This window comes from Pseudomonas sp. ICMP 8385, from assembly GCF_002699915.1.
In the GTDB taxonomy this organism is placed as follows: domain Bacteria; phylum Pseudomonadota; class Gammaproteobacteria; order Pseudomonadales; family Pseudomonadaceae; genus Aquipseudomonas; species Aquipseudomonas gessardii.
In genome coordinates this window covers 21,455-41,065 of sequence record NZ_LKBY01000013.1, presented here as the reverse complement: position 1 = coordinate 41,065, position 19,611 = coordinate 21,455, and the positions used below count along the sequence as shown (strand labels likewise).

The following is a 19,611-nucleotide window of genomic DNA, read 5'->3' as shown; positions in this document are numbered from 1 at the left end:
TCATGACCGCAGGAATGACAACAGCCTTCGACGTCCTCATGCCACCTCCTCGCGCATCAGATCGTCCCGAGCCAGATCAAAGCGCCCCAGCACCTTGACCTTGGACGAAGCACTGAGCTCGGCAAACGACAGGACCGGCACATGGTTGAACTCCTCCAGCAACAGGGTGCGCAAGGGGCTGCGCAAATCCTGCGCCACCAGCAGCACACTCTTGCTCTTGGGCCGCACAGCAAAGGCTTGCTTGAGCAGGCTGACCAACGCTGCACTGCTTTCGTGATCCAGGGAAAAGAACACCCCCGTCTGGGTCTGGCGCAGGGCATCGCGCAACACGTTTTCGGTGTGAGGTGACAGCAGCCAGGCATGCAGGCCGTCGGCTTCGCTGTACTGGTGCAGGATCTGCGACTTGAGGGCTATGCGCGCATAGTCGGCCAGGGCATCCGGTTCACGCTCATGCTGACCGTGTTCGATCAACGCCTCGACAATCAGGCGCACAGCCCGTAGCGGTACGCCCTCACCGGCCAGGCGTTGCAATACCGACGAAAAACGCGACAGCGGCATGATCCGCTGCAGCTCCTGCACCAACTCCGGCTGGTTGAACTCCAGCCAACTGAGAATCGCCTTGCTTTCCTGGATCCCGAGGAACTGCGGGCCGCTGAGCAGCATCGCCCGCGTCATGCGCTCCTGAAGCAAGCTGTACGCCGTCGAACGCGCCAGGTGTTCGTCCGCCAGCACCGGGTCATCGGGGGCAAACCACATCCAGTCCTGTTCGTCGCGTTCGACCAGGCCCCGGGTCCCGCTTTCAGGCTCGCTGGCCAATGCCGCAAGCTCCACGCCCACCCAGTGCCCCAGCGTCGCCTTCAACGTGGGCACCTCATGGACACAGAAACGAAACTCATCGTCGGCCAACGCAGGCGCGTACTCGACCTCAAACGGCGGTAGCGTCAAGCCGATCTGGGTGACCAGGCTATTGCGGCTCTGGCGCACCCCGTGGATCACTTGCGCAACCAGCGGGCTCTCCTGCAGGGCCAGCGGAAACTGCAACAGGTACGGCCGTGAGGGATCAAAACCACGCAAGTCCTCCACCCCGTTCTGCTCTGGTGGGACGCTATCGGTAACCGGTTCCTGCGACTGTTCCTCGCGCTGGCGCCGGCGCGTCAGGTAATAACCGAGGCTGCCGGTCATCAACGAAATAAGGATAAACACCACCGTGGGCATCCCCGGCAGCGTGGCGAAGGTGAGCATGCCCACCGAGGCGATCATCCAGCTCTTGGGCTCGCTGGTCATCTGCCGGGCAATCTCGGCGCCCATGTTGTTGCTGCCTTTGTTGCGCCCGGACGGCGCCACACGGGTGATGATCATGCCGGCTGTCAGCGAGATCAGCAGGGCCGGGATCTGCGCGATCAGGCCGTCACCGATGGTCAGTACCGAGTACAGCGCCATGGAGTCGGCGGCGCTCATGCCATGCTGGAACATGCCGGTGGCAAAACCGCCCAGCAAGTTGATCACCACAATGATCAGCCCGGCGATGGCATCCCCCTTGACGAACTTCATGGCCCCGTCCATGGCCCCGAACAACTGGCTCTCGCGCGACAGTTGCTCACGCTTGTCCCGGGCCTGGTTGCCATCGATCAGGCCGGCGCGCAGGTCGCTGTCAATGGACATCTGCTTGCCGGGCATTGCATCCAGGCTAAAGCGCGCCGCCACTTCCGCGACCCGTTCCGAACCCTTGGTGATCACCAGGAAGTTGACCAGGGTCAGGATCATGAAAATCACCAACCCCACCGCCAGGTTGCCGCCCACCACAAAGTTGCCGAACGCCTCGACAATGTCACCGGCATCCTGCTCCAGCAGGATCAGGCGCGTGGTGGCAATCGACAACGCCAGGCGAAACATGGTGGTCAGCAGCAGGATCGACGGAAACGAGGAAAAGGCCAGCGGCCCCGGCAAGTACAACGCCAACACGATCAGCAAGCACGAAATACAGATATTGACCGCAATCAGGATATCCACCAGCCAGGTGGGCAACGGCACGATAAAGATAAACACAATGGCCATGACCACCACCGCGCCCAGTACCTCGGCGCGTTGTGCAACCTTCAACAACATCGCATTGATTGCCCGTAAAGCATTCATGCCTTCAATTCCGGCCAAGTGTGGGTATGCCGCGCGCCTCGCTCCTGCATGGCGTATTCATACAGCACCTGCTTGTAGCTGTTCACGGCCTCTTCGCGGCGCCTTGCATCACACCACCAGGCCATGGGCAGCGCCTTGATCTCCGGGAAAAAGGTGCTGAGGAAACTCAACTGATGAGCCTGGTCATTGCCCCCCAGGTCCCGGGCCAGGTGCCTGATTTCGTTGGGCGTCAGACCGCTGGCTGCATACCCCAGCATGCGCTGCAACAACCCCACCGGATCCAGGTGCAGTTCGGGATGCAACAGAAGGGCCTGCCCGATCAGCGTCTTGCAGCTCGCGAGCACGCCACTCAATCGGTTACAGTCTTCGAGGCTCCGCAGCAAGGATCGCAACTTGCTCCGGTCGACCGACGAGTTCTCCGCGCCAGCATCAGCGGCCAAGGCCCCTCTGATCAGCCTCAACCCGGACTCGAAGCGGTCTTCACCGTACAGCCCCAACAGCGAACTCATCAGGTTCGCCAGCGATTGGGTCTCGACCACGCTGGTGTAATACATGCTGCGCACAGCCTGGCGCATCTGCGGGTCATCACTGCCCGCCTGCAACGCCATCGCGGTATTCAGGCCCGCCTGGATCTGCGGCTTGTAGTCAGCCTCCAGGTCAGCCAGGGAGCGGCGTGCCAGATTAGCCTCTGTGGTACGCCCCTCGGTATCCGCCTGAAGCGCCACGTGCTTGAGCACCACATAGGCCCGCGCCGGATCGTTGCCGGAGATATCCATCACCTTGCCGACGCTGGCGCCAAGCAGCAACTGGGTGCGGATATTACGGGCGACGGTCGCCATTTTCGCCTGGGCCGGATGCCCCAGTTGCTCATAGAGCTGGGTCAACTGCTCGGCGGGCATGGGGCGCAAGCCCAATTGGCGCTGCCCCAACGCCTTGCCGTGGAACTCGACCTCTTGCGCGAACAGCGTACTGAGATCGTCAACGGCCGGCGTATTGACCTGTGGAGGTTGCCCACCCTCTATCCGTACAGGTGCGGATTGACTCAGCGGTGGGTGATTTTGCACATCGAGGTTGGGATCGACTTTCATGGGAGTGCCAGGACAAGAGATTCGTATCCTTGTGTGGCTGGAACGCCCGATACAGTTCCATCTTCATCCGCTTGGCACGAGCGATGAAAATACCGGCACAAACCCACGGTGCTTTGTGCAAGGCCTTGCAAAAAAAACACCTAAAACAAGATATTTCCTTAAATTTATCAATTAGATAGAGACTTTCCGCGCTTGGCACAAGCGGTGCTAACAGGGTTCTCGTCGAAACCATTTCGACTGCTTATACCCTGAGGAAAAATCATGGATATCCCTATCAGTGTTTTAGTAAATCTTCCCCGAGACCCTGGCCAATCCATCCAGGATCTGTCCGACGACCACCACAAACGCCTGCGCAGGTTCATTCATAAGCGCGTACTGAACCCGGAGGATGCGGACGATATCGTGCAACTGACGTACCTGGAGGCCTGGCGCAACCGGCATCACTTCAGCGCACAGGCGTCACTGAGCACCTGGATGTGCGGGATCGCGCTGAATTTGATCCGCAATCACTTTCGCCGTATCTATGCCAAGCCGGTGCATTGCGAGTTCGATGAATCGCTGTCCCACGGGCAGAACGAAGAGCAGGACCTGGCCCGCCAATTCGAGATCAATCGCCGGCTGGAAAACACCCTCAATGCAATCCAGCACCTGCCCCTGGAAATGCGCAACACCTTGTATGCCTCACTGGAAACCGACGGCAGCTACCAGGACACCGCCAATGCCCTGGAGATCCCGATTGGCACCGTCCGCTCCCGCCTGTCGCGGGCACGGGAGCAGTTGAAACGTGCGACAAAATCTCACCCGTTCCAGTAGGAGAGGGATCGCCCAGGGATAGGGCGCACCTCCCGGCTTCAGGCTTTTTTCGAACGCGGCAACAGAATCGCCAGCACCCCGAGCAGCGGCAGGAACGAGCACAGCGTGTACACGTACTCGATGCCGTGGATATCTGCCAGGTAGCCCAGTAACGCCGCGCCAATCCCGCCAAACCCGAACATCAGGCCAAAGAACACTCCGGCGATCATTCCTACGTTGCCCGGCACCAGCTCCTGCGCGTACACCACAATCGCCGAGAACGCCGAGGCCAGGATAAAACCGATCACCACACTGAGTACGCTGGTCCAGAACAGGTCCACATGGGGCAACAGCAAGGTGAACGGCGCCACACCGAGGATCGAAAACCAGATCACCGCCTTGCGGCCGATCTTGTCGCCAATCGGCCCACCAAAGAACGTGCCCGCCGCCACCGCACCGAGGAACAGGAACAGGTGCAACTGGGAACTGGCCACCGACAGGTCGAACTTCTCGATCAGGTAAAAGGTGAAGTAACTGGTGAAGCTGGCCATGTAGAAGTATTTGGAAAACACCAACAGCCCCAGCACCACCAGCGCGCCGAGCACGCGGTTTTTCGACAGGCCATGGGTGGCGGCCTGGCCCTGCTTGAGCTTGAACAGGTTCAGATGGTTGCGGTACCAACGGCTGATCGCATACAGCACCCCCAGGGCAAACACCGCGAACAGGCCAAACCAGGCCACATTGCCCTGGCCAAACGGAATAATGATCGCCGCCGCCAGCAACGGGCCAAACGCGGAACCAACGTTACCGCCCACCTGGAACGTCGATTGCGCCAGGCCATAGCGCCCACCCGAGGCCAGGCGCGCCACGCGGGAGGCTTCCGGGTGGAAGGTCGAGGAGCCAATGCCGATCAACGCCGCCGCCAGCAGGATCAGCGGGAAACTGCCGACCTGGGACATCATCAAAATCCCCACCAGCGTACAGATCATCCCACAGGGCAACAGGAACGGCTTGGGATGGCGATCGGTGTAATACCCCACCCACGGCTGGAGCAACGAGGCCGTGAGCTGGAACGTCAGGGTAATCAGGCCGACCTGGGTAAAGGTCAGGCCATAACTTTGCTTGAGCATGGGATAGATCGACGGCAATACCGCCTGGATCAAGTCATTGATCAAGTGCGCCAGTGCCACGGCGCCGATGATACGCATGACCAACGGGCTGGATTGCGCCGCGGCCGGCGTCGTAGCCACTGAAGGCTGGGAATTGGTAAGAGCCATGAGGAACGTTTCCGTACAGCAGATGGATGCACAGGTGCAGGTGCGACAATGTGCCATTTTTGTGGGCAGGAAGGCTATCCCGTTAGCAGGCTAACGAGTAGGTGAATCGATGCAGCGGTCACGGTTTGTAAAGGGCCAGCAAGATGAATCCCTTTAACTTGAGGGACCTTTCCTAGAGCATCCTTCGCCTTGTGCCTGGTGGGGGCGGTGGCAGCGTTGAAGACGCCCTGTTCTACAACACCTGCCTGCCCCCGTACGCGGACGCTAGAACACCCCAAATCAAATGTGGGCTTGCTCGCGATCACGGTGGATCAGCCAACTAATGTATCGACTGATACTCAGCCATCGCGGGCAAGCCCCCCACATAAGCCCGCTCCCACCCTTTGATCGGCTTAGGCTTAAGACCAGCGCAACCCCCCAGCCACGGGTCGCTTCACCCGGCGTTTTCCTTAAACAGTTGATAGCGTAGATAAATTTTCAAAAAAGCGCTTGACGCATTCCCGTTCTACGCGAATAATGCGCGCCACTTGGCTACATAGCTCAGTTGGTTAGAGCATAGCATTCATAATGCTGGGGTCCGGGGTTCAAGTCCCTGTGTAGCCACCAAGTACCGATCCATAGATGTCTACAGCAGTCTATGAATCACCTCAAGAAGCCCGCCTCGTGCGGGCTTTCTTGTTTCTGGCTGTCTCTGCTTGTATCCCCCTATACCCTCTCTCTGTGTCTCCTCGAAAAATAATTGATCCGAGGGGACACAAGCCTAAATGAAGCGATCCGAGATAAAACGCCGCCCCCTTTCCAATACCGCATTGGCGGGCCTACCGATAGCGCGTCCTAGCCATGGAACCCCCGCTAACTACCAAGATTTGTCACTTATTCATTACTCACTTTTGAGTTGCCTCAAGACTGAATTCAAGATAATTTTTAGCGCCTGCTAAGCAAACACCTTTAATTACGGTGGCTTCCCTGGCTTTTTTCAAGATAATCTTTTGGCTGGCTTGAGATACTTTTCTATATGCCTACGTTTACCCATCACGATCTTGAGCTTCTCAATCCTTCCTTTGACTCGGACCTAGTCGATGTACTGAGTGAACTGGAGCACCTACGTCGCCTAAGGCTTGAAGGCGATACGCCACCACCGGTGTTCTACCAGCTCAAATCGCTTTTCCATGCGCTGGAAAGCCTCGGTTCTGCACGTATAGAAGGCAATCACACTACTTTGGCGGACTACATCGATAGCAAGGTAGATGGTAAGGCTCAGGACACGGACCAACTGCGCGAGGTTGCCAATATTGAAAAGGCAATGGATTACATCGAGCAGATCATGACGCCCGGCGCTGCGCTGACAGAGCAGATGATTCGAGAGCTTCACGCGATGACCGTAAACGATCTGGTTCGTGAAGGCGACAAAATACCCGGAGCCTATCGCAGCGGGAATGTCAGAATATCCCAGTCTGATCATCTGCCTCCCGATTTCATCCAGGTTCAAGCCTACATGCAGGAACTTGTCGAATTCGTGAATCACGAAGACTCTCCAAAATATGGCCTCATGAAGGTTGCGCTCGCTCACCATAGGTTTGGATGGATACATCCATTCGGCAATGGCAATGGCCGCGTGGTAAGACTGCTGACCTATGCTCTCCTGATAAAGTATGGTTTCAACGTCAACGCAGGCGGCCGCGTCCTCAATCCTACGGCCGTCTTCTGCAATGACCGTGAGCGCTATTACGCAATGCTTGCCACCGCCGACAAAGGCACAAAGGAAGGGCTAGAGGAGTGGTGTACATACGTGCTGGAAGGCATTCGTGATGAGCTGGAGAAAGTCGATCGCCTCACCGACTACGCATATCTGACCCAATGCATACTTGTCCCTGCTGTGGCCTTCGCAAGGGAAAGAGAATGGATCACGGGGACGGAAGAGGCAGTGCTGTCGGCCGCAATAAAATTGAAGGTCGTAAAATCTGCAGATATAGCCTCCGTACTCCCTCGGCAGTCGAGCAATCAACGGACTTACCTGATCAAAAAACTGGTAGACCAAGGGATGCTTTTACCGCTAAACGCAGGCGCGAGGCAGTACACAATCGGTTTTTCTAATAACTATCTGATTCGAGGTGTCATTAAGTCCCTCAGGGGCGAAGGGTTCATACCTGGGCCGCTGGAAAATCCATAAACATCGGTTTAAAGAGGCCTACAGCCGTCTATGAATCACCTCAAGAAGCCCGCTTAGTGCGGGCTTTCTTGTCTCCCTATACGCAGCCTTGCGTCTTAGCTTGCGTCAAACACCACAGGCTGCATCGGTGCAGTGTTGACCTTGAGCTGAAACACTTCGGGGCGGGAATAGTGGCCGCACACGTCGAAGTCGAGGTTACTGGCCAGTCCCGCGGACAGGTCGATATCGGCGTAGAGAATGGTTTCCTGGTCAAATACCGGCCCCGCCAGCACTTGACCCGCCGGGCTTACAATCATGCTGCCGCCGTGCATGATGTAGTCGCTGTCTTGAGCCTCCAGGGCAAAGTCGTCACGGTAGTGTGCCGGGTACTCGGCCAGGGTGATTGCCTGGCAGGCCGAGAGCACATGCACCCGCCCTTCCACGGCAATATGTACCATGGAGGAGGCCCAGGTCGGGCGGTCATCGGCAGTGGGCGTGCAGTAGATCTCGGTGCCTTGTGCATACATGGCCTGGCGCAAGGCGGGCATGTAGTTTTCCCAACAGATCACAGTCCCGATTCGACCGAGCGGCGTGTCCACCGGGGCAATGCTGGAGCCATCGCCAAACCCCCAGATGATCCGTTCCTGCCCGGTCGGCATGAGCTTGCGGTGATAGCCGGCAATACCTTTGCCAGGCGCCAATGTCACGGATGAGCAATACAGCGTTCGCCCTACACGCTCAATGATGCCCATCACCACATGCACCCCGGTTTCATTCACCACCTCGCCAAGGCGCGCCAACTCCGGGCCGTCCTGGGTGATCGAGCCGTCCATGTAGCGCTGAAAGTGCGCACGACCGGTGTCGTTGCGACTGCCGACGACGGTGCCGAAGGCCGCGCCCTTAGGGTATCCCCCCAAGAACGCCTCGGGAAACACCACCAACGCGGCGCCCTTTTCGGCGGCCTCTCGAATGAGCCCGGCGGCTTTCTCGGCGCTCAAATAGGGCTCAAACGGAATAGACGATGCTTGAACAACGGCTGCTTTGAACATGAGTTTCCCTCGTATCAATAGAACGTGGCGGGGTTAGCCACGAGTGATGTCCCGATCTTTGGTCTCAGGCAGCAGGAACCACAGAACGATGAAGCAGGCCAGCGAGACACCCGCCAGGTACATCGCCGGAATATTTGGGTTGTGGGTGGCCTGGATCAACGCCACCGCAATAAACGGACCGGGGCCTGCCAGCAACGCCAATGCCACGTTGTGCCCAACCGCCGCGCCGGTGGAGCGGATGGACGCAGGAAACACCTCGACCAGCAACACCACATCCATCACGGCAGTAATTGCCACCAGCACCGCCATGATCAACAACCCCGCCAGAATCGCGATGTAATTGCCGGTGTTCATCAACAAAAACACCGGATAAGCCAGCACGGTCAGCCCCAGTGCCGCCGTCAGCACAAAGGGACGGCGACCGAAACGATCGCTTAGGCGCCCAACAATCGGGTTGATCAGCGTGTAGACCACCAGCGCCGCGCTACACAGCCACAGGGCCGTCGGTTTGCCAAGGCCAACGGTTTGTGTCAGGTGGGTATTGGCGTAGGTGATGAAGTAGTACAGCGAAACCCCGAACAGGGCGGCGAAGGCAAACGAAATCACAAATGCCCGCCACTTCACCTGGGCAGATACCGTTTCCAGGGTGTTATTGGCACGCTTGCGTTCGAGTTCGGCGTAGACCGGCGTATCGCCTAGCTTGCGGCGGATATACATGGCCACGCCGGCCATCAGGATGGAGGCGACGAAAGGAATGCGCCAACCCCACTGCATCACTTCTTCGCTAGATAACGAACTGTTGATGACGGCCGCAATCGCGGTGCCAAAGAGAAATGCCGCGCCCGCGGTCGCGGTAATCACGCTGGCCGCCGAGGCCCGACGATTGGCCGGCGCACTTTCGACGATGTAGATGCCCGCGCTTGACCATTCGCCCCCCACCATCATCCCTTGCAAGAAGCGCAGCGCCACGAGCAGGACCGGAGCGGCGATCCCGATAGAGGCGTAGCCTGGCAACAAGCCAATCAAGGTGGTCGTCAGCCCCATCCCGAACACCGTGATGATCAATACCGCACGCCGGCCAAGTTTGTCACCGATCGGCCCCAGTACGACGGCCCCCAGTGGCCGAGAAAGAAACCCCACGGCAAACACCGCCAGCGACGACAACAGCGAAACGCCTGGCGCTGTGGAGGGGAAAAAAATTTGTCCGATCACGGCCGCGAAATAGCCATAAATGGCAAAGTCGAACCACTCCATGAAATTACCGATACCCACGGCAATCGCCCGTTTGCGCAGTTCAGCACCCTCGCCAAGGGCAACGGTCTGATCAGCGCTTTGTGGCTGCACTATCATCTTTTCCATACAGAGCATCCTATTTTTGTTGTATTGGCTTGAGTTGAGCTTAAGAATCCCAAGGCAAATTAATCAAACGAATACGAAAGATGCCCATGATTAGAGTTACTAATATTAGCCGGATCGACCTTAACCTCCTGGTCATCTTTCAGTGCCTGATGAGTGAGCGGAGTGTGACCCGGACGGCGGCGGTGCTGCACGTGACGCAGGGTGCCGTCAGCTCGTCGCTCAAACGGTTGCGCGAGCAGTTTCATGATGATTTGTTTATCCGTACCGGCGCGGGCATGGTCCCGACGCGCCGCGCCTTGGAGATCGCGCCGAAGGTCGTGCAAGCGCTGACGGCGGTCAGCGCCATCATCGACCGGCAACCCCTGTTTGCCGCCGAGTCATCAAGCCGAACCTTCAACATTGCGTTGTCGGATGACATTGAAAGCTACCTCTCGCCCAGGCTGGTCAACGAAGCTCGCGCCAAGGGGCTTTCTGTGAACTTTGCCTTCCACCAGACCAACAGCTCCCTCTGGAAAACCGCCCTGGCCGACCCGGATATCGATATGGTGCTGTGCTCCGAACCCAAGGAGTTCACCTCTCACTACTCCTCCCAGGTCTTGTTCTCATCGTCCTATTCATGCCTGTACGACGGCCCGCGCCTGAACATTCAAAGCCCGCTCACCCGTGAGGAATACTTGAAGCACGAGCATGTACGGGTGTCCTTTGATGGCCGGCGCGGTTTTGTGGATGATCTGCTGGAAAGCGAAGGGATCTCACGCCGGGTTTCGGCGTCCTTTACCCACTTTTCAGGAGCGCTGGCCACCCTGGTTCACAGCGACGTAATCGCCACCCTGCCAACGTTTGCGGCGCTGTCCTACGCCAGGATCGCGCGCCTGACCGTCAGCCCGGTGCCGATCTTCGTACCGGCTTTTCGCGTGTTCATGATCTGGGACGTAGAGCGCAACGACGACCTGCACAATCGCTGGTTGCGCAATTTCATCCTGGAGACGACCCAGGAGTTACAGCGAGGAACGTTGACCTCGGTTTAGCAGAGGGCAGCCCGTTTAAGGCAAAACCGTGCGCGTCGAAAAGCCTGCCCGCTGCCGTGATAATGCTGGCTTAATTCAGATGCGGTGATATCGTCTGCATCAGGACGCTCGGCAGGCTGTCGAGAATATGCATCCCGTAGCACCCTTTTCAGCGACTACACTCCAGCCCATGAAACGCTATCTGCGGTTGTGCCTCATCTTCATGCTCAGCTTGACGCTTCCTCTCAGCGGGATGGCGGGCGTTGCGGCATCAACAGAACCGTGCCCCATGAAAACCATGGGCATGACGATGATGAACGACATGGGGCTAGACTGCTGCAACGATGCAAAAAGCTTCATCGAGCACGGCAAACCTTGTAAGCCCGGCCAGGAATGCAAGGCGGGGAGCATGCTGCAAGTCTTGCTCTTCACGCCTCCTGTGCCCCTGTTCAACCCCGTAGTATTGTCCTTTTTCAGCGATTCCCTCCCCATGCAGACCCCATCCGGGGTATGGCGACCGCCTCGCGCTTGATTCCTGCCCCACCTTGAGCCTCATCCCGCATTAGCGGGGTGGACTAGCTGCGTGCATGTCTTTTGACGCGCGCAGTGGATGATCACAGGAATCATAGACATGAACTCCAAGTGCTATTGCATAGGTTGGTCGCTCGTGGCCGGCCTGGTCGCAAGCGTACTGTCTTGGCCAAGCCTCGCTGCCCAATTGACACTCGATGAAGCGCTGCGCCTGGCTGAAAACACTGCGCCGTCACTGACCGCACAAGACGCCAGAATCCAGGCTGCCACTAGCGCAGCCATCCCGGCAGGTGAACTGCCTGACCCCAAGCTCCTGCTGGGTGTGCAGAACTACCCCATTGGCGGGCCGAATCGCTGGAGCCTTAACCAGGACTTCATGACCTCGCAAATGGTCGGGATCAGGCAAGAAATGCCCAACCTTGCCAAGCGCAAAGCCCGCATCGAGGTCGCCGATGCCGCCGTTGAAAGAGCCTCGGCCGAGCGGCAAATCGAGCGCCTGAACGTTCGGCAATCCACGGCATTGGCCTGGATCAGCAGCTACTCGGTTGAACGTAAAAATGCGCTCTTCCAAGACTTCTACACCGAAAACCGCCTGCTGAGCGAGGCCGTCCGCGCCCAGATTGCCGGTGGCCGCGCCCAGCCCGCCGACGCGGTAACCCCCAAACAGGAAGCGGCTCTGTTGGCAGAGCAGCAGGACGATCTGCTGCTCCAGAGAGCGCAGGCCCGAGCGGCCCTCAAACGCTGGATTGGTGCCGCCGCCAACGACACGCCGGTGGGCCGCTTGCCTGAATGGCCCATCGATACCTCCGGCTACCCCCATAAGCTGCAACACCACCCCAGGCTGGCCGCGTTTGCACCGATGACCCGTGAAGCACAGGCCAAGATCAGCGAGGCCCAGGCGCAAAAGCAATCGGACTGGAGCTGGGAACTGGATTATCAACATCGTGACCGGCAGTTCGGCGACATGGTCAATGTGCAGTTTTCATGGGACCTGCCGCTGTTTCCAGACTCGCGCCAAAACCCCAAGATCGCGGCCAAACAGGCTGAACTCAACCAGCTTGAGGCCGAGCGCGAAGCCCAGTCACGCGAGCATATCCAGCAACTGGAGAACGAACTGGCTGACTATGAGCGCCTGAGTCGTGCCGTGCGCCGAAACCAGGAAAGCCTGTTGCCGCTGGCCCAGGAAAAGGTCGAACTGAGCATGGCCAGTTATCGCGCCGGCACCGGCGATTTAAACGCCGTGGTGGCCGCCCGGCGTGAACTCATCACCGCCCGCCTGAAACAGATCGACGTGGAAGAGCAGCGCGCACTGACCAGTGCCCGTCTGTATTTTGCTTATGGGGAGCCCAGCCAATGAACCTTAAAAAATCGCACGCAGCCTGGCTGGTCGGTATCTCGATGGCATTCGGGGTTGCGGGGGGCTACTGGTTCGCTCAGCAACGCATGGACACAGCGCCAGCACAGCGCCTCACTTCACCGGATGAACGCCAGGCCCTGTATTGGTACGACCCGATGTACCCGCAGCAAAAATTCGATAAGCCGGGCAAGTCCCCCTTCATGGACATGCAACTGGTCCCTCAGTACGCCAGCGGCGCGGCGGATCGCGCGAGCATCAGTATCGACCCGAGCCTGACCCAGAACCTGGGCCTGCGTTTTGCAACCGTCACCCGTGGGGCCTTTGACTCCAGCCTCGATGTCACCGGTGTCTTGGCGTTCAACGAACGCGATGTCGCGGTGATTCAGGCGCGCACCGCCGGCTTTGTGGAACGGGTCTACGCCCATGCTCCAGGCGATGTGCTCAAAGCCAACGCCCCCTTGGCGGATATCCTGGTGCCCGAGTGGGCAGCGGCCCAGACAGAGTTCCTGGCACTGAAGCGTAATGGGGATGCCGACCTGTTGGCGGCGGCCCGTCAGCGCCTGCAACTCACCGGGATGCCGGCAGCACTGATTGCGCAGGTAGAGCGTGGCGGCAAGGTTCAGCCCTACCTGACGGTCACCAGCCCGATGGGGGGTGTGCTGCAAACGCTGAATGTCCGTGCGGGTATGACCCTGGCGACCGGCGAGACCCTGGCACGCGTCAATGGCTTGGACAGTGTCTGGTTGGCGGTGGCGGTTCCAGAAGCCCAAGCCGGGTCTATCAGCGTCGGGCAGGCCGTGGAGGCGCGCCTGCCGGCCTTCCCTGGAACCACGCTCAATGGCAAGGTCAGCGCGATTTTGCCCGAGACCAATGCCGACAGCCGCACCCTGAATGTCCGGGTGGAACTGCCCAATGCGCACGGGCGCCTCAGGCCGGGCTTGACAGCACAGGTGCGCCTGAACCACTCGACCGGGCGCAGTGTGTTGTGGGTGCCGAGCGAGGCCGTCATTCGCACGGGCCAACGCGCCCTGGTGATGCTCGCCGAAGACGCAGGGCGCTACCGTCCTGTGGTGGTGCAACTGGGGCAGGAAAGCGATGGCAAGACCGTGATCTTGAAAGGCCTGGAAGAGGGCCAGAAAGTGGTGACGTCTGGCCAGTTCCTGCTCGACTCGGAGGCCAGTCTCAAGGGCATTGTGGCCCGCATGGAGGCAGACTCATCCCCCAGCTTGCATGAAGCGGATGGGCAGATCGTTGGCTTCAACGACACAGAAGTCACCCTCGCCCACGGCCCCTTCAAGACCCTGGGCATGCCCGGCATGACCATGACATTCCCACTGGCCAGCCCGGCCCTGATGCAGGGCCTGAAAGCCGGTGATCCGGTGCGCATTGCGCTGGGCCAGAGCGATGACGGTCTACGGGTCGAGCGCCTGGATAAAGCGGGGAGCCAGCCATGATTGCCGCCCTGATTCGCTGGTCCGTCGCCCACCGTTTTCTGGTCTTGCTTGCGACACTCTTTGTCACGGCCTGGGGGATCTGGTCGGTGCAAAACACGCCGATCGATGCCTTGCCGGACCTGTCGGATGTGCAGGTGATCATCCGCACCCCTTATCCAGGGCAAGCGCCGCAAATCGTCGAAAACCAGGTGACCTACCCACTGGCCACCACCATGCTCTCCGTGCCGGGCGCCAAGACCGTGCGCGGTTATTCCTTCTTCGGCGACAGTTTTGTCTATGTGCTGTTTGAAGACGGCACTGATCTGTACTGGGCCCGCTCGCGGGTGCTGGAATACCTGAGCCAGATTCAAAGCCGCTTGCCGGCCAATGCCAGGCCCGCGTTGGGGCCGGATGCCACCGGCGTCGGCTGGATTTACCAATACGCCCTGGTCGACCGCAGCGGTAAGCATGACCTGGCGCAATTGCGCGCCTTGCAGGACTGGTTCCTGAAGTTTGAGCTCAAAACCCTGGCGAACGTTGCGGAAGTGGCCACGGTGGGAGGCATGGTCAAGCAGTACCAGGTGCAGCTTGATCCGTTGAAACTGGCCAGCTTCGGTATCACCCAGGCGCAGGTAAGCGCAGCGATCGGCAAGGCCAACCAGGAAACCGGTGGGGCGGTACTGGAGATGGCCGAGACCGAGTTCATGGTGCGCGCTTCCGGCTACCTGAAAACCCTGAATGACTTCCGTGCAATCCCACTCAAGCTGGGAGCCGGTGGCGTGCCGGTCACCCTGGGCGATATCGCCACGATCCAGTTGGGGCCGGAAATGCGGCGTGGCATCACTGAACTCGACGGCGAAGGCGAGACCGTCGGCGGCGTGGTGATTCTGCGCAGCGGCAAGAACGCTCGCCAGACCATTGAGGCCGTCAAGACCAAGCTTGCCGAACTGAAAAACAGCCTGCCTGCGGGGGTAGAAATCGTCACTACCTACGACCGCAGTAAGCTGATCGACCGTGCGGTGGAAAACCTCAGCTACAAACTGCTCGAAGAGTTCATCGTCATTGCCCTGGTTTGCGGGCTCTTCCTCTGGCACTTGCGCTCATCCCTGGTGGCGATCGTCTCGCTTCCCGTCGGTGTGTTGATTGCCTTCATCATCATGCGTCACCAAGGGATCAACGCCAACATCATGTCCTTGGGCGGGCTTGCCATTGCCATCGGTGCCATGGTCGATGCCGCCGTGGTGATGATCGAGAACGCCCACAAGAAAATGGAGGCCTGGCACGCCGCCAACCCGGGAGAGGAACTGAAGGGCGAACGCCATTGGCAGGTAATGACACAGGCCGCCGCCGAGGTAGGCCCAGCCCTGTTCTTCAGCCTGATGATCATCACCCTGTCATTCATTCCGGTTTTCACCCTGCAGGCGCAGGAAGGTCGGTTGTTCGGCCCACTGGCCTTCACCAAGACATACGCCATGGCCGCGGCGGCCGGACTTTCGGTGACCCTGGTGCCGGTGCTGATGGGCTACTGGATTCGAGGCTCCATCCCCACGGAACAGCAGAACCCGCTGAACCGCTGGCTGATCAGGCTCTACCAACCGGCCCTGGATGCGGTACTGCGCCGTCCCAAAGCCACCCTACTCGTGGCGCTCTTGGTTTTTGTCAGTGCGCTATGGCCGATATCGCGCTTGGGGGGCGAGTTTCTTCCGCCGCTGGATGAGGGCGACCTCCTCTATATGCCATCGGCCCTGCCAGGGTTATCGGCGCAGAAAGCGGCGCAGCTCCTGCAACAAACCGACCGCCTGATCAAAACGGTACCAGAGGTCGAACATGTCTTTGGTAAAGCCGGTCGCGCGGAAACCGCCACTGACCCGGCGCCGCTGGAGATGTTCGAGACCACGATCCAGTTCAAGCCGCACGAACAATGGCGTGCGGGTATGACCCCGGAAAAACTGGTTCAAGAACTGGATCGAGTGGTGCGCGTCCCCGGGCTGACCAATATCTGGATACCGCCGATCCGCAATCGCATCGATATGCTTGCCACCGGGATCAAAAGCCCAATCGGCGTGAAAGTGGCCGGCAGCAACCTGGCACAGATTGATGCTGTGACCCAGGCTGTGGAACGGGTGGCCAAAGAGGTGCCGGGGGTCAGTTCCGCGTTGGCCGAGCGGCTGACGGGTGGCCGCTATATCGACGTGGACATCGACCGCCCGGCCGCCGCCCGCTATGGGCTTAATATCGCCGATGTACAGTCCATCGTGGCCGGGGCGATTGGCGGTGAGAATATCGGAGAGACGATTGAAGGTCTCGCACGTTTCCCGATCAACGTGCGTTACCCACGGGAGTGGCGCGACTCGCTCGGTGCCCTGGAGCAATTACCGATCTACACCCCATCAGGCAGCCAGATCACCCTGGGGACCGTGGCAACGATCAAGGTCAGCGACGGCCCGTCCATGCTCAAAAGTGAAAACGCGAGGCTTTCAGGCTGGGTGTATATCGATGTGCGTGACCGGGACATTGCTTCGGTGGTCGCCGATCTACGCCGCACCGTCAATGAGCAGGTCAAGTTGCAACCGGGCATGAGCTTGAGTTACTCGGGGCAGTTTGAATTTCTCGAACGGGCCAACGCCCGACTCAAACTGCTGGTGCCGGCCACGCTGCTGATCATCTTCGTGTTGCTCTACCTGACGTTCTCCCGATTCGATGAGGCCTTGTTGATCATGGCCACCCTGCCATTTGCCCTGACGGGCGGCGCCTGGTTCCTCTATCTGTTGGGGTTCAACCTGTCGGTCGCCACCGGCGTCGGTTTTATTGCCCTGGCCGGGGTGTCTGCTGAGTTTGGCGTGATTATGCTGCTGTACCTGAAAAACGCCTGGGCCGAACGTGAAGGCCTCGGCGACAGCACTGAGCACGGGCTGGTTGCGGCGATTCGTGAAGGCGCCGTGCAGCGCGTCCGCCCCAAGGCCATGACCGTTGCCGTCATCATTGCCAGCCTGTTACCCATCCTGTTGGGCAGCGGTACGGGCAGCGAAGTGATGAGCCGCATTGCCGCCCCCATGGTCGGCGGCATGATCACCGCACCGTTACTGTCGCTGTTTGTGATCCCGGCGGCCTATCGCCTGCTGCGGCGCCGGCATCTGCGGCGCGGGCCCTCCATCCACCCTTGAGGTTTCCGGCGAGCACCCGCAATCACCTCAAAAAGCCCGCCTCGCGCGGGCTTTCTTATGCCTGGCGACTGCTCAGTCAGTGGGAGGCCGGTGCGCGCAGGGCATGGCGACACCTCAAAAGTAAGTCGTAGCCCCGGCAAAAAACGCACGCCCCGGCACATAGAACGTCGTCGAACCATCCCGCGCATCTTCATCCAGCAAATTCTGCACGCCGCCATTCAAGGTCAACCACTTGGTTACGGCCAGGTTCGCCGTCAGGTCATAGGTGGTGTATGACTTGACGAAGTCATTACCCACCCCACGCTGTTTACCGACATGCTGCGCCGAAAGCTCGGTGTTGAGCGTGTCGGTGGCCTGCCAGTTGATCGCACTGAAAGCAGACAACTTGGGCGCGCTGATCAGGTCTTCGCCGGTGGACAGGTTTTTGCTCTCCAGCATATAGGTGGCGTTGGTGCGCCAGTCCAGGGAGTCAGTCAGCGGTACGCGAACCGAGCCTTCCCAGCCGCGGGTCCGCGCTTTTTCGACGTTTTCCAGCATGGTCCACCAACGGCCCTGGAATTGGCCTAGGGGGGCGTATTCGATCTTGTCTTCAAAGTCGGTGTGGAAGTAGGTCAGGCTGGCCTCCCAACCGTCACGGTCGAAGGACACGCCCATTTCCTTGTTGACGCTGGTCTCTGGCGACAGGTTCGGGTTGCCGGCCATCCAGCAACTGCCACTGACATACCCCAGGGGTTTCAACGAGCCACAACCGCGACCAGCGGACTCGGTGGCGGCACCGGCGCTCCCCTCTTTCAGGCTCGGTGCACGGAAGCCCTTGGACACACCACCGCGCACGGTCCAGTCCGGGTGCGGATGGTAGACCAGGTACGCTCGCGGGCTGTTGTGGTTGCCATAGTCCGCACTGTGGTCGAAACGGTTGCCCAGGGTCAGGGCCAGGTTGTCGAGCAGGTACACCTCATCTTCGATAAACGCGGCCGAGTAGTCCCCCTTGAGCGACGCACCGGAAACCGCGGCGCCTTGGTAGTCCACGGGCACCGTGCCCAGGGTGTCACTGTTGGTCAGTTCTTCACGCTTCCACTGCCCGCCCACGGTCATGCGCTGGCTGAGCAGGAACTCAAACGGAATGTTCAGGCTGCCTTCGGCGATTTTTTCTTCGGCGCTGGACTTGCCCCAGTCGATGTCGTTCTTGAACTTGTTGAGATACAGGTCGACTTTCGAGGTGCCGAAACCCCAGTCCCCGCTGTGGGACACCGAGTAGCTGTCACGAATCAAACGGCCAGGCCCGAAGCCGGCACCGACGGTTTCGCCCCAATCGCCAAAGGTCTTTTTGCTCGACCAGGAGCGCTCGACGCCATGCACGGCCTCGAACGACAGGCTCTGCTCATCATTGATTTTCCAGTCGAGCAACGCGTTGACGCTGTGGTCCTTGGCGCCGCCCGCGCCGTCGCCGTACATGAACTCGCCCTCCTTATCCAGGCGTGCCGTGACCTCATCGGCAGCCCGTCGGGTCAGGTTGGCACCCAGGCGCAGGCCGACGGATTCGGTCAATGGCCCGGACAGGTTGAGGCTGGTCTGGGTGGTCTGGCCACGGTCGGAATCTTCGGGAATCGTGGTGTTGACGTTGGCCGAACCGCTCCAGGTGCTCGACACCTTGCGCGTGATGATGTTGATCACCCCGCCCATGGCATCCGAGCCATACAACGAAGACATGGGGCCGCGCACAATCTCGATGCGCTCGATCATGTTCGGGGTGATCCAGTTCAGGTCCTGGCGCGCCAGGTCGCGGCGATAGCTCAAATCTCCGGAACCGCCGAGGCGTTTGCCATCCACCAGGATCAAGGTGTACTTGTCGTCCAGGCCACGCAGCTTGATTTTCGATTGCTCGCCCACCGGGCCGAAGCCACCGGTAACCCCGGGCACACGCCGCAGCAGGGTATTGAGGTCATACACCGGCTGGCGCTCGATTTCTTCGCGGGTAATCACGCTGACACTGGCCGGCGCATCACGCAGGTCCGTGCCGCCACCGGTGGCGGTGACGAACGAGGTATCGAGTTCGGTAACGGCATGTTTATCGACCTCGCCAATCTCTTCTGCCTGCAACGCCGGGGCGGCGATCAGCATGCCAACGGCCAGGAAAAGAGAGCTGAAAAGGTAGGGGGGGTTATTCATTGCAAACAGTCCTTGTCGAGCCAATGCGCACCATGATGGAGCACTAAAGGCTACAAACTGTAATACGAATCCTTATCATTTAGAAAGAGACTTATGAAAAACC

Annotated in this window: 13 protein-coding genes and 1 tRNA gene; 8 read left to right on the top strand and 6 right to left on the bottom strand. The window is 59.4% G+C overall.

The window, feature by feature from the left end; translation table 11 throughout:
- Window positions 1–36 precede the first annotated feature (36 nt).
- Both sctV and sctW read right to left on the bottom strand, forming a co-directional pair.
- The gene (gene sctV, locus AO268_RS03940) at window positions 37–2,133 is read right to left on the bottom strand and encodes a type III secretion system export apparatus subunit SctV (protein WP_076965159.1); all 2,097 of its coding nucleotides are present in this window, start codon (window positions 2,131–2,133) and stop codon (window positions 37–39) included.
- Entirely contained in the window at window positions 2,130–3,221 is a 1,092-nt protein-coding gene (gene sctW / locus AO268_RS03935) for a type III secretion system gatekeeper subunit SctW (protein WP_099167950.1), read from the bottom strand. Before sctW ends, sctV begins: the two co-directional genes overlap by 4 nt.
- A 261-nt stretch (window positions 3,222–3,482) precedes the next feature.
- Here sctW and AO268_RS03930 point away from each other — a divergent pair, with 261 nt between their 5' ends.
- Window positions 3,483–4,034 carry an RNA polymerase sigma factor gene (locus AO268_RS03930; protein WP_076965157.1) on the top strand — a complete coding sequence of 184 codons (552 nt, stop codon included), beginning with the start codon at window positions 3,483–3,485 and terminating at the stop codon, window positions 4,032–4,034.
- A 38-nt stretch (window positions 4,035–4,072) separates the two neighbouring features.
- Here AO268_RS03930 and AO268_RS03925 read toward each other — a convergent pair whose 3' ends face one another.
- On the bottom strand, window positions 4,073–5,290 hold the full coding sequence (locus tag AO268_RS03925) for an MFS transporter (RefSeq protein WP_076965156.1): 1,218 nt from the start codon (window positions 5,288–5,290) through the stop codon (window positions 4,073–4,075).
- A 529-nt stretch (window positions 5,291–5,819) separates the two neighbouring features.
- On the opposite strand from AO268_RS03925, the gene AO268_RS03920 reads away from it, so the two are divergent.
- A tRNA-Met gene (locus tag AO268_RS03920) sits at window positions 5,820–5,896 on the top strand.
- Window positions 5,897–6,305: 409 nt separating this feature from the next.
- Complete coding sequence (locus tag AO268_RS03915; protein WP_099167949.1) at window positions 6,306–7,460, top strand: Fic family protein; 1,155 nt, start codon at window positions 6,306–6,308, stop codon at window positions 7,458–7,460.
- Window positions 7,461–7,555: 95 nt separating this feature from the next.
- On the opposite strand, the gene AO268_RS03910 is transcribed toward AO268_RS03915, so the two are convergent.
- Together AO268_RS03910 and AO268_RS03905 are read right to left on the bottom strand one after the other, a co-directional pair.
- Complete coding sequence (locus AO268_RS03910; RefSeq protein ID WP_076964091.1) at window positions 7,556–8,488, bottom strand: carbon-nitrogen hydrolase family protein; 933 nt, start codon at window positions 8,486–8,488, stop codon at window positions 7,556–7,558.
- Window positions 8,489–8,521: 33 nt separating this feature from the next.
- Window positions 8,522–9,847, bottom strand: a complete 1,326-nt coding sequence (locus tag AO268_RS03905; RefSeq protein WP_257154337.1) for an MFS transporter — start codon at window positions 9,845–9,847, stop codon at window positions 8,522–8,524.
- 80 nt (window positions 9,848–9,927) lie between these two features.
- On the opposite strand from AO268_RS03905, the gene AO268_RS03900 reads away from it, so the two are divergent.
- From AO268_RS03900 to AO268_RS03880, 5 genes are all read left to right on the top strand, one after another.
- The gene (locus AO268_RS03900; RefSeq protein ID WP_076964089.1) at window positions 9,928–10,875 is read left to right on the top strand and encodes a LysR family transcriptional regulator; all 948 of its coding nucleotides are present in this window, start codon (window positions 9,928–9,930) and stop codon (window positions 10,873–10,875) included.
- A 169-nt stretch (window positions 10,876–11,044) separates the two neighbouring features.
- Complete coding sequence (locus AO268_RS03895; protein WP_076964088.1) at window positions 11,045–11,386, top strand: hypothetical protein; 342 nt, start codon at window positions 11,045–11,047, stop codon at window positions 11,384–11,386.
- A gap of 99 nt (window positions 11,387–11,485) precedes the next feature.
- Window positions 11,486–12,742, top strand: a complete 1,257-nt coding sequence (locus tag AO268_RS03890; RefSeq protein ID WP_099167948.1) for a TolC family protein — start codon at window positions 11,486–11,488, stop codon at window positions 12,740–12,742.
- Window positions 12,739–14,196, top strand: coding sequence for an efflux RND transporter periplasmic adaptor subunit (locus AO268_RS03885; protein ID WP_099167947.1), 1,458 nt, complete (start codon window positions 12,739–12,741; stop codon window positions 14,194–14,196). Before AO268_RS03890 ends, AO268_RS03885 begins: the two co-directional genes overlap by 4 nt.
- Window positions 14,193–17,339 (top strand): efflux RND transporter permease subunit, encoded by a 3,147-nt coding sequence (locus tag AO268_RS03880; RefSeq protein WP_099167946.1) that lies wholly within the window; start codon window positions 14,193–14,195, stop codon window positions 17,337–17,339. Before AO268_RS03885 ends, AO268_RS03880 begins: the two co-directional genes overlap by 4 nt.
- A 114-nt stretch (window positions 17,340–17,453) precedes the next feature.
- Here the strand turns inward: AO268_RS03880 and AO268_RS03875 are convergent, their stop codons facing one another.
- A complete protein-coding gene (locus tag AO268_RS03875; protein ID WP_099167945.1) occupies window positions 17,454–19,508 on the bottom strand; it encodes a TonB-dependent receptor domain-containing protein in 2,055 nt (684 codons plus the stop codon).
- Window positions 19,509–19,611 lie beyond the last annotated feature (103 nt).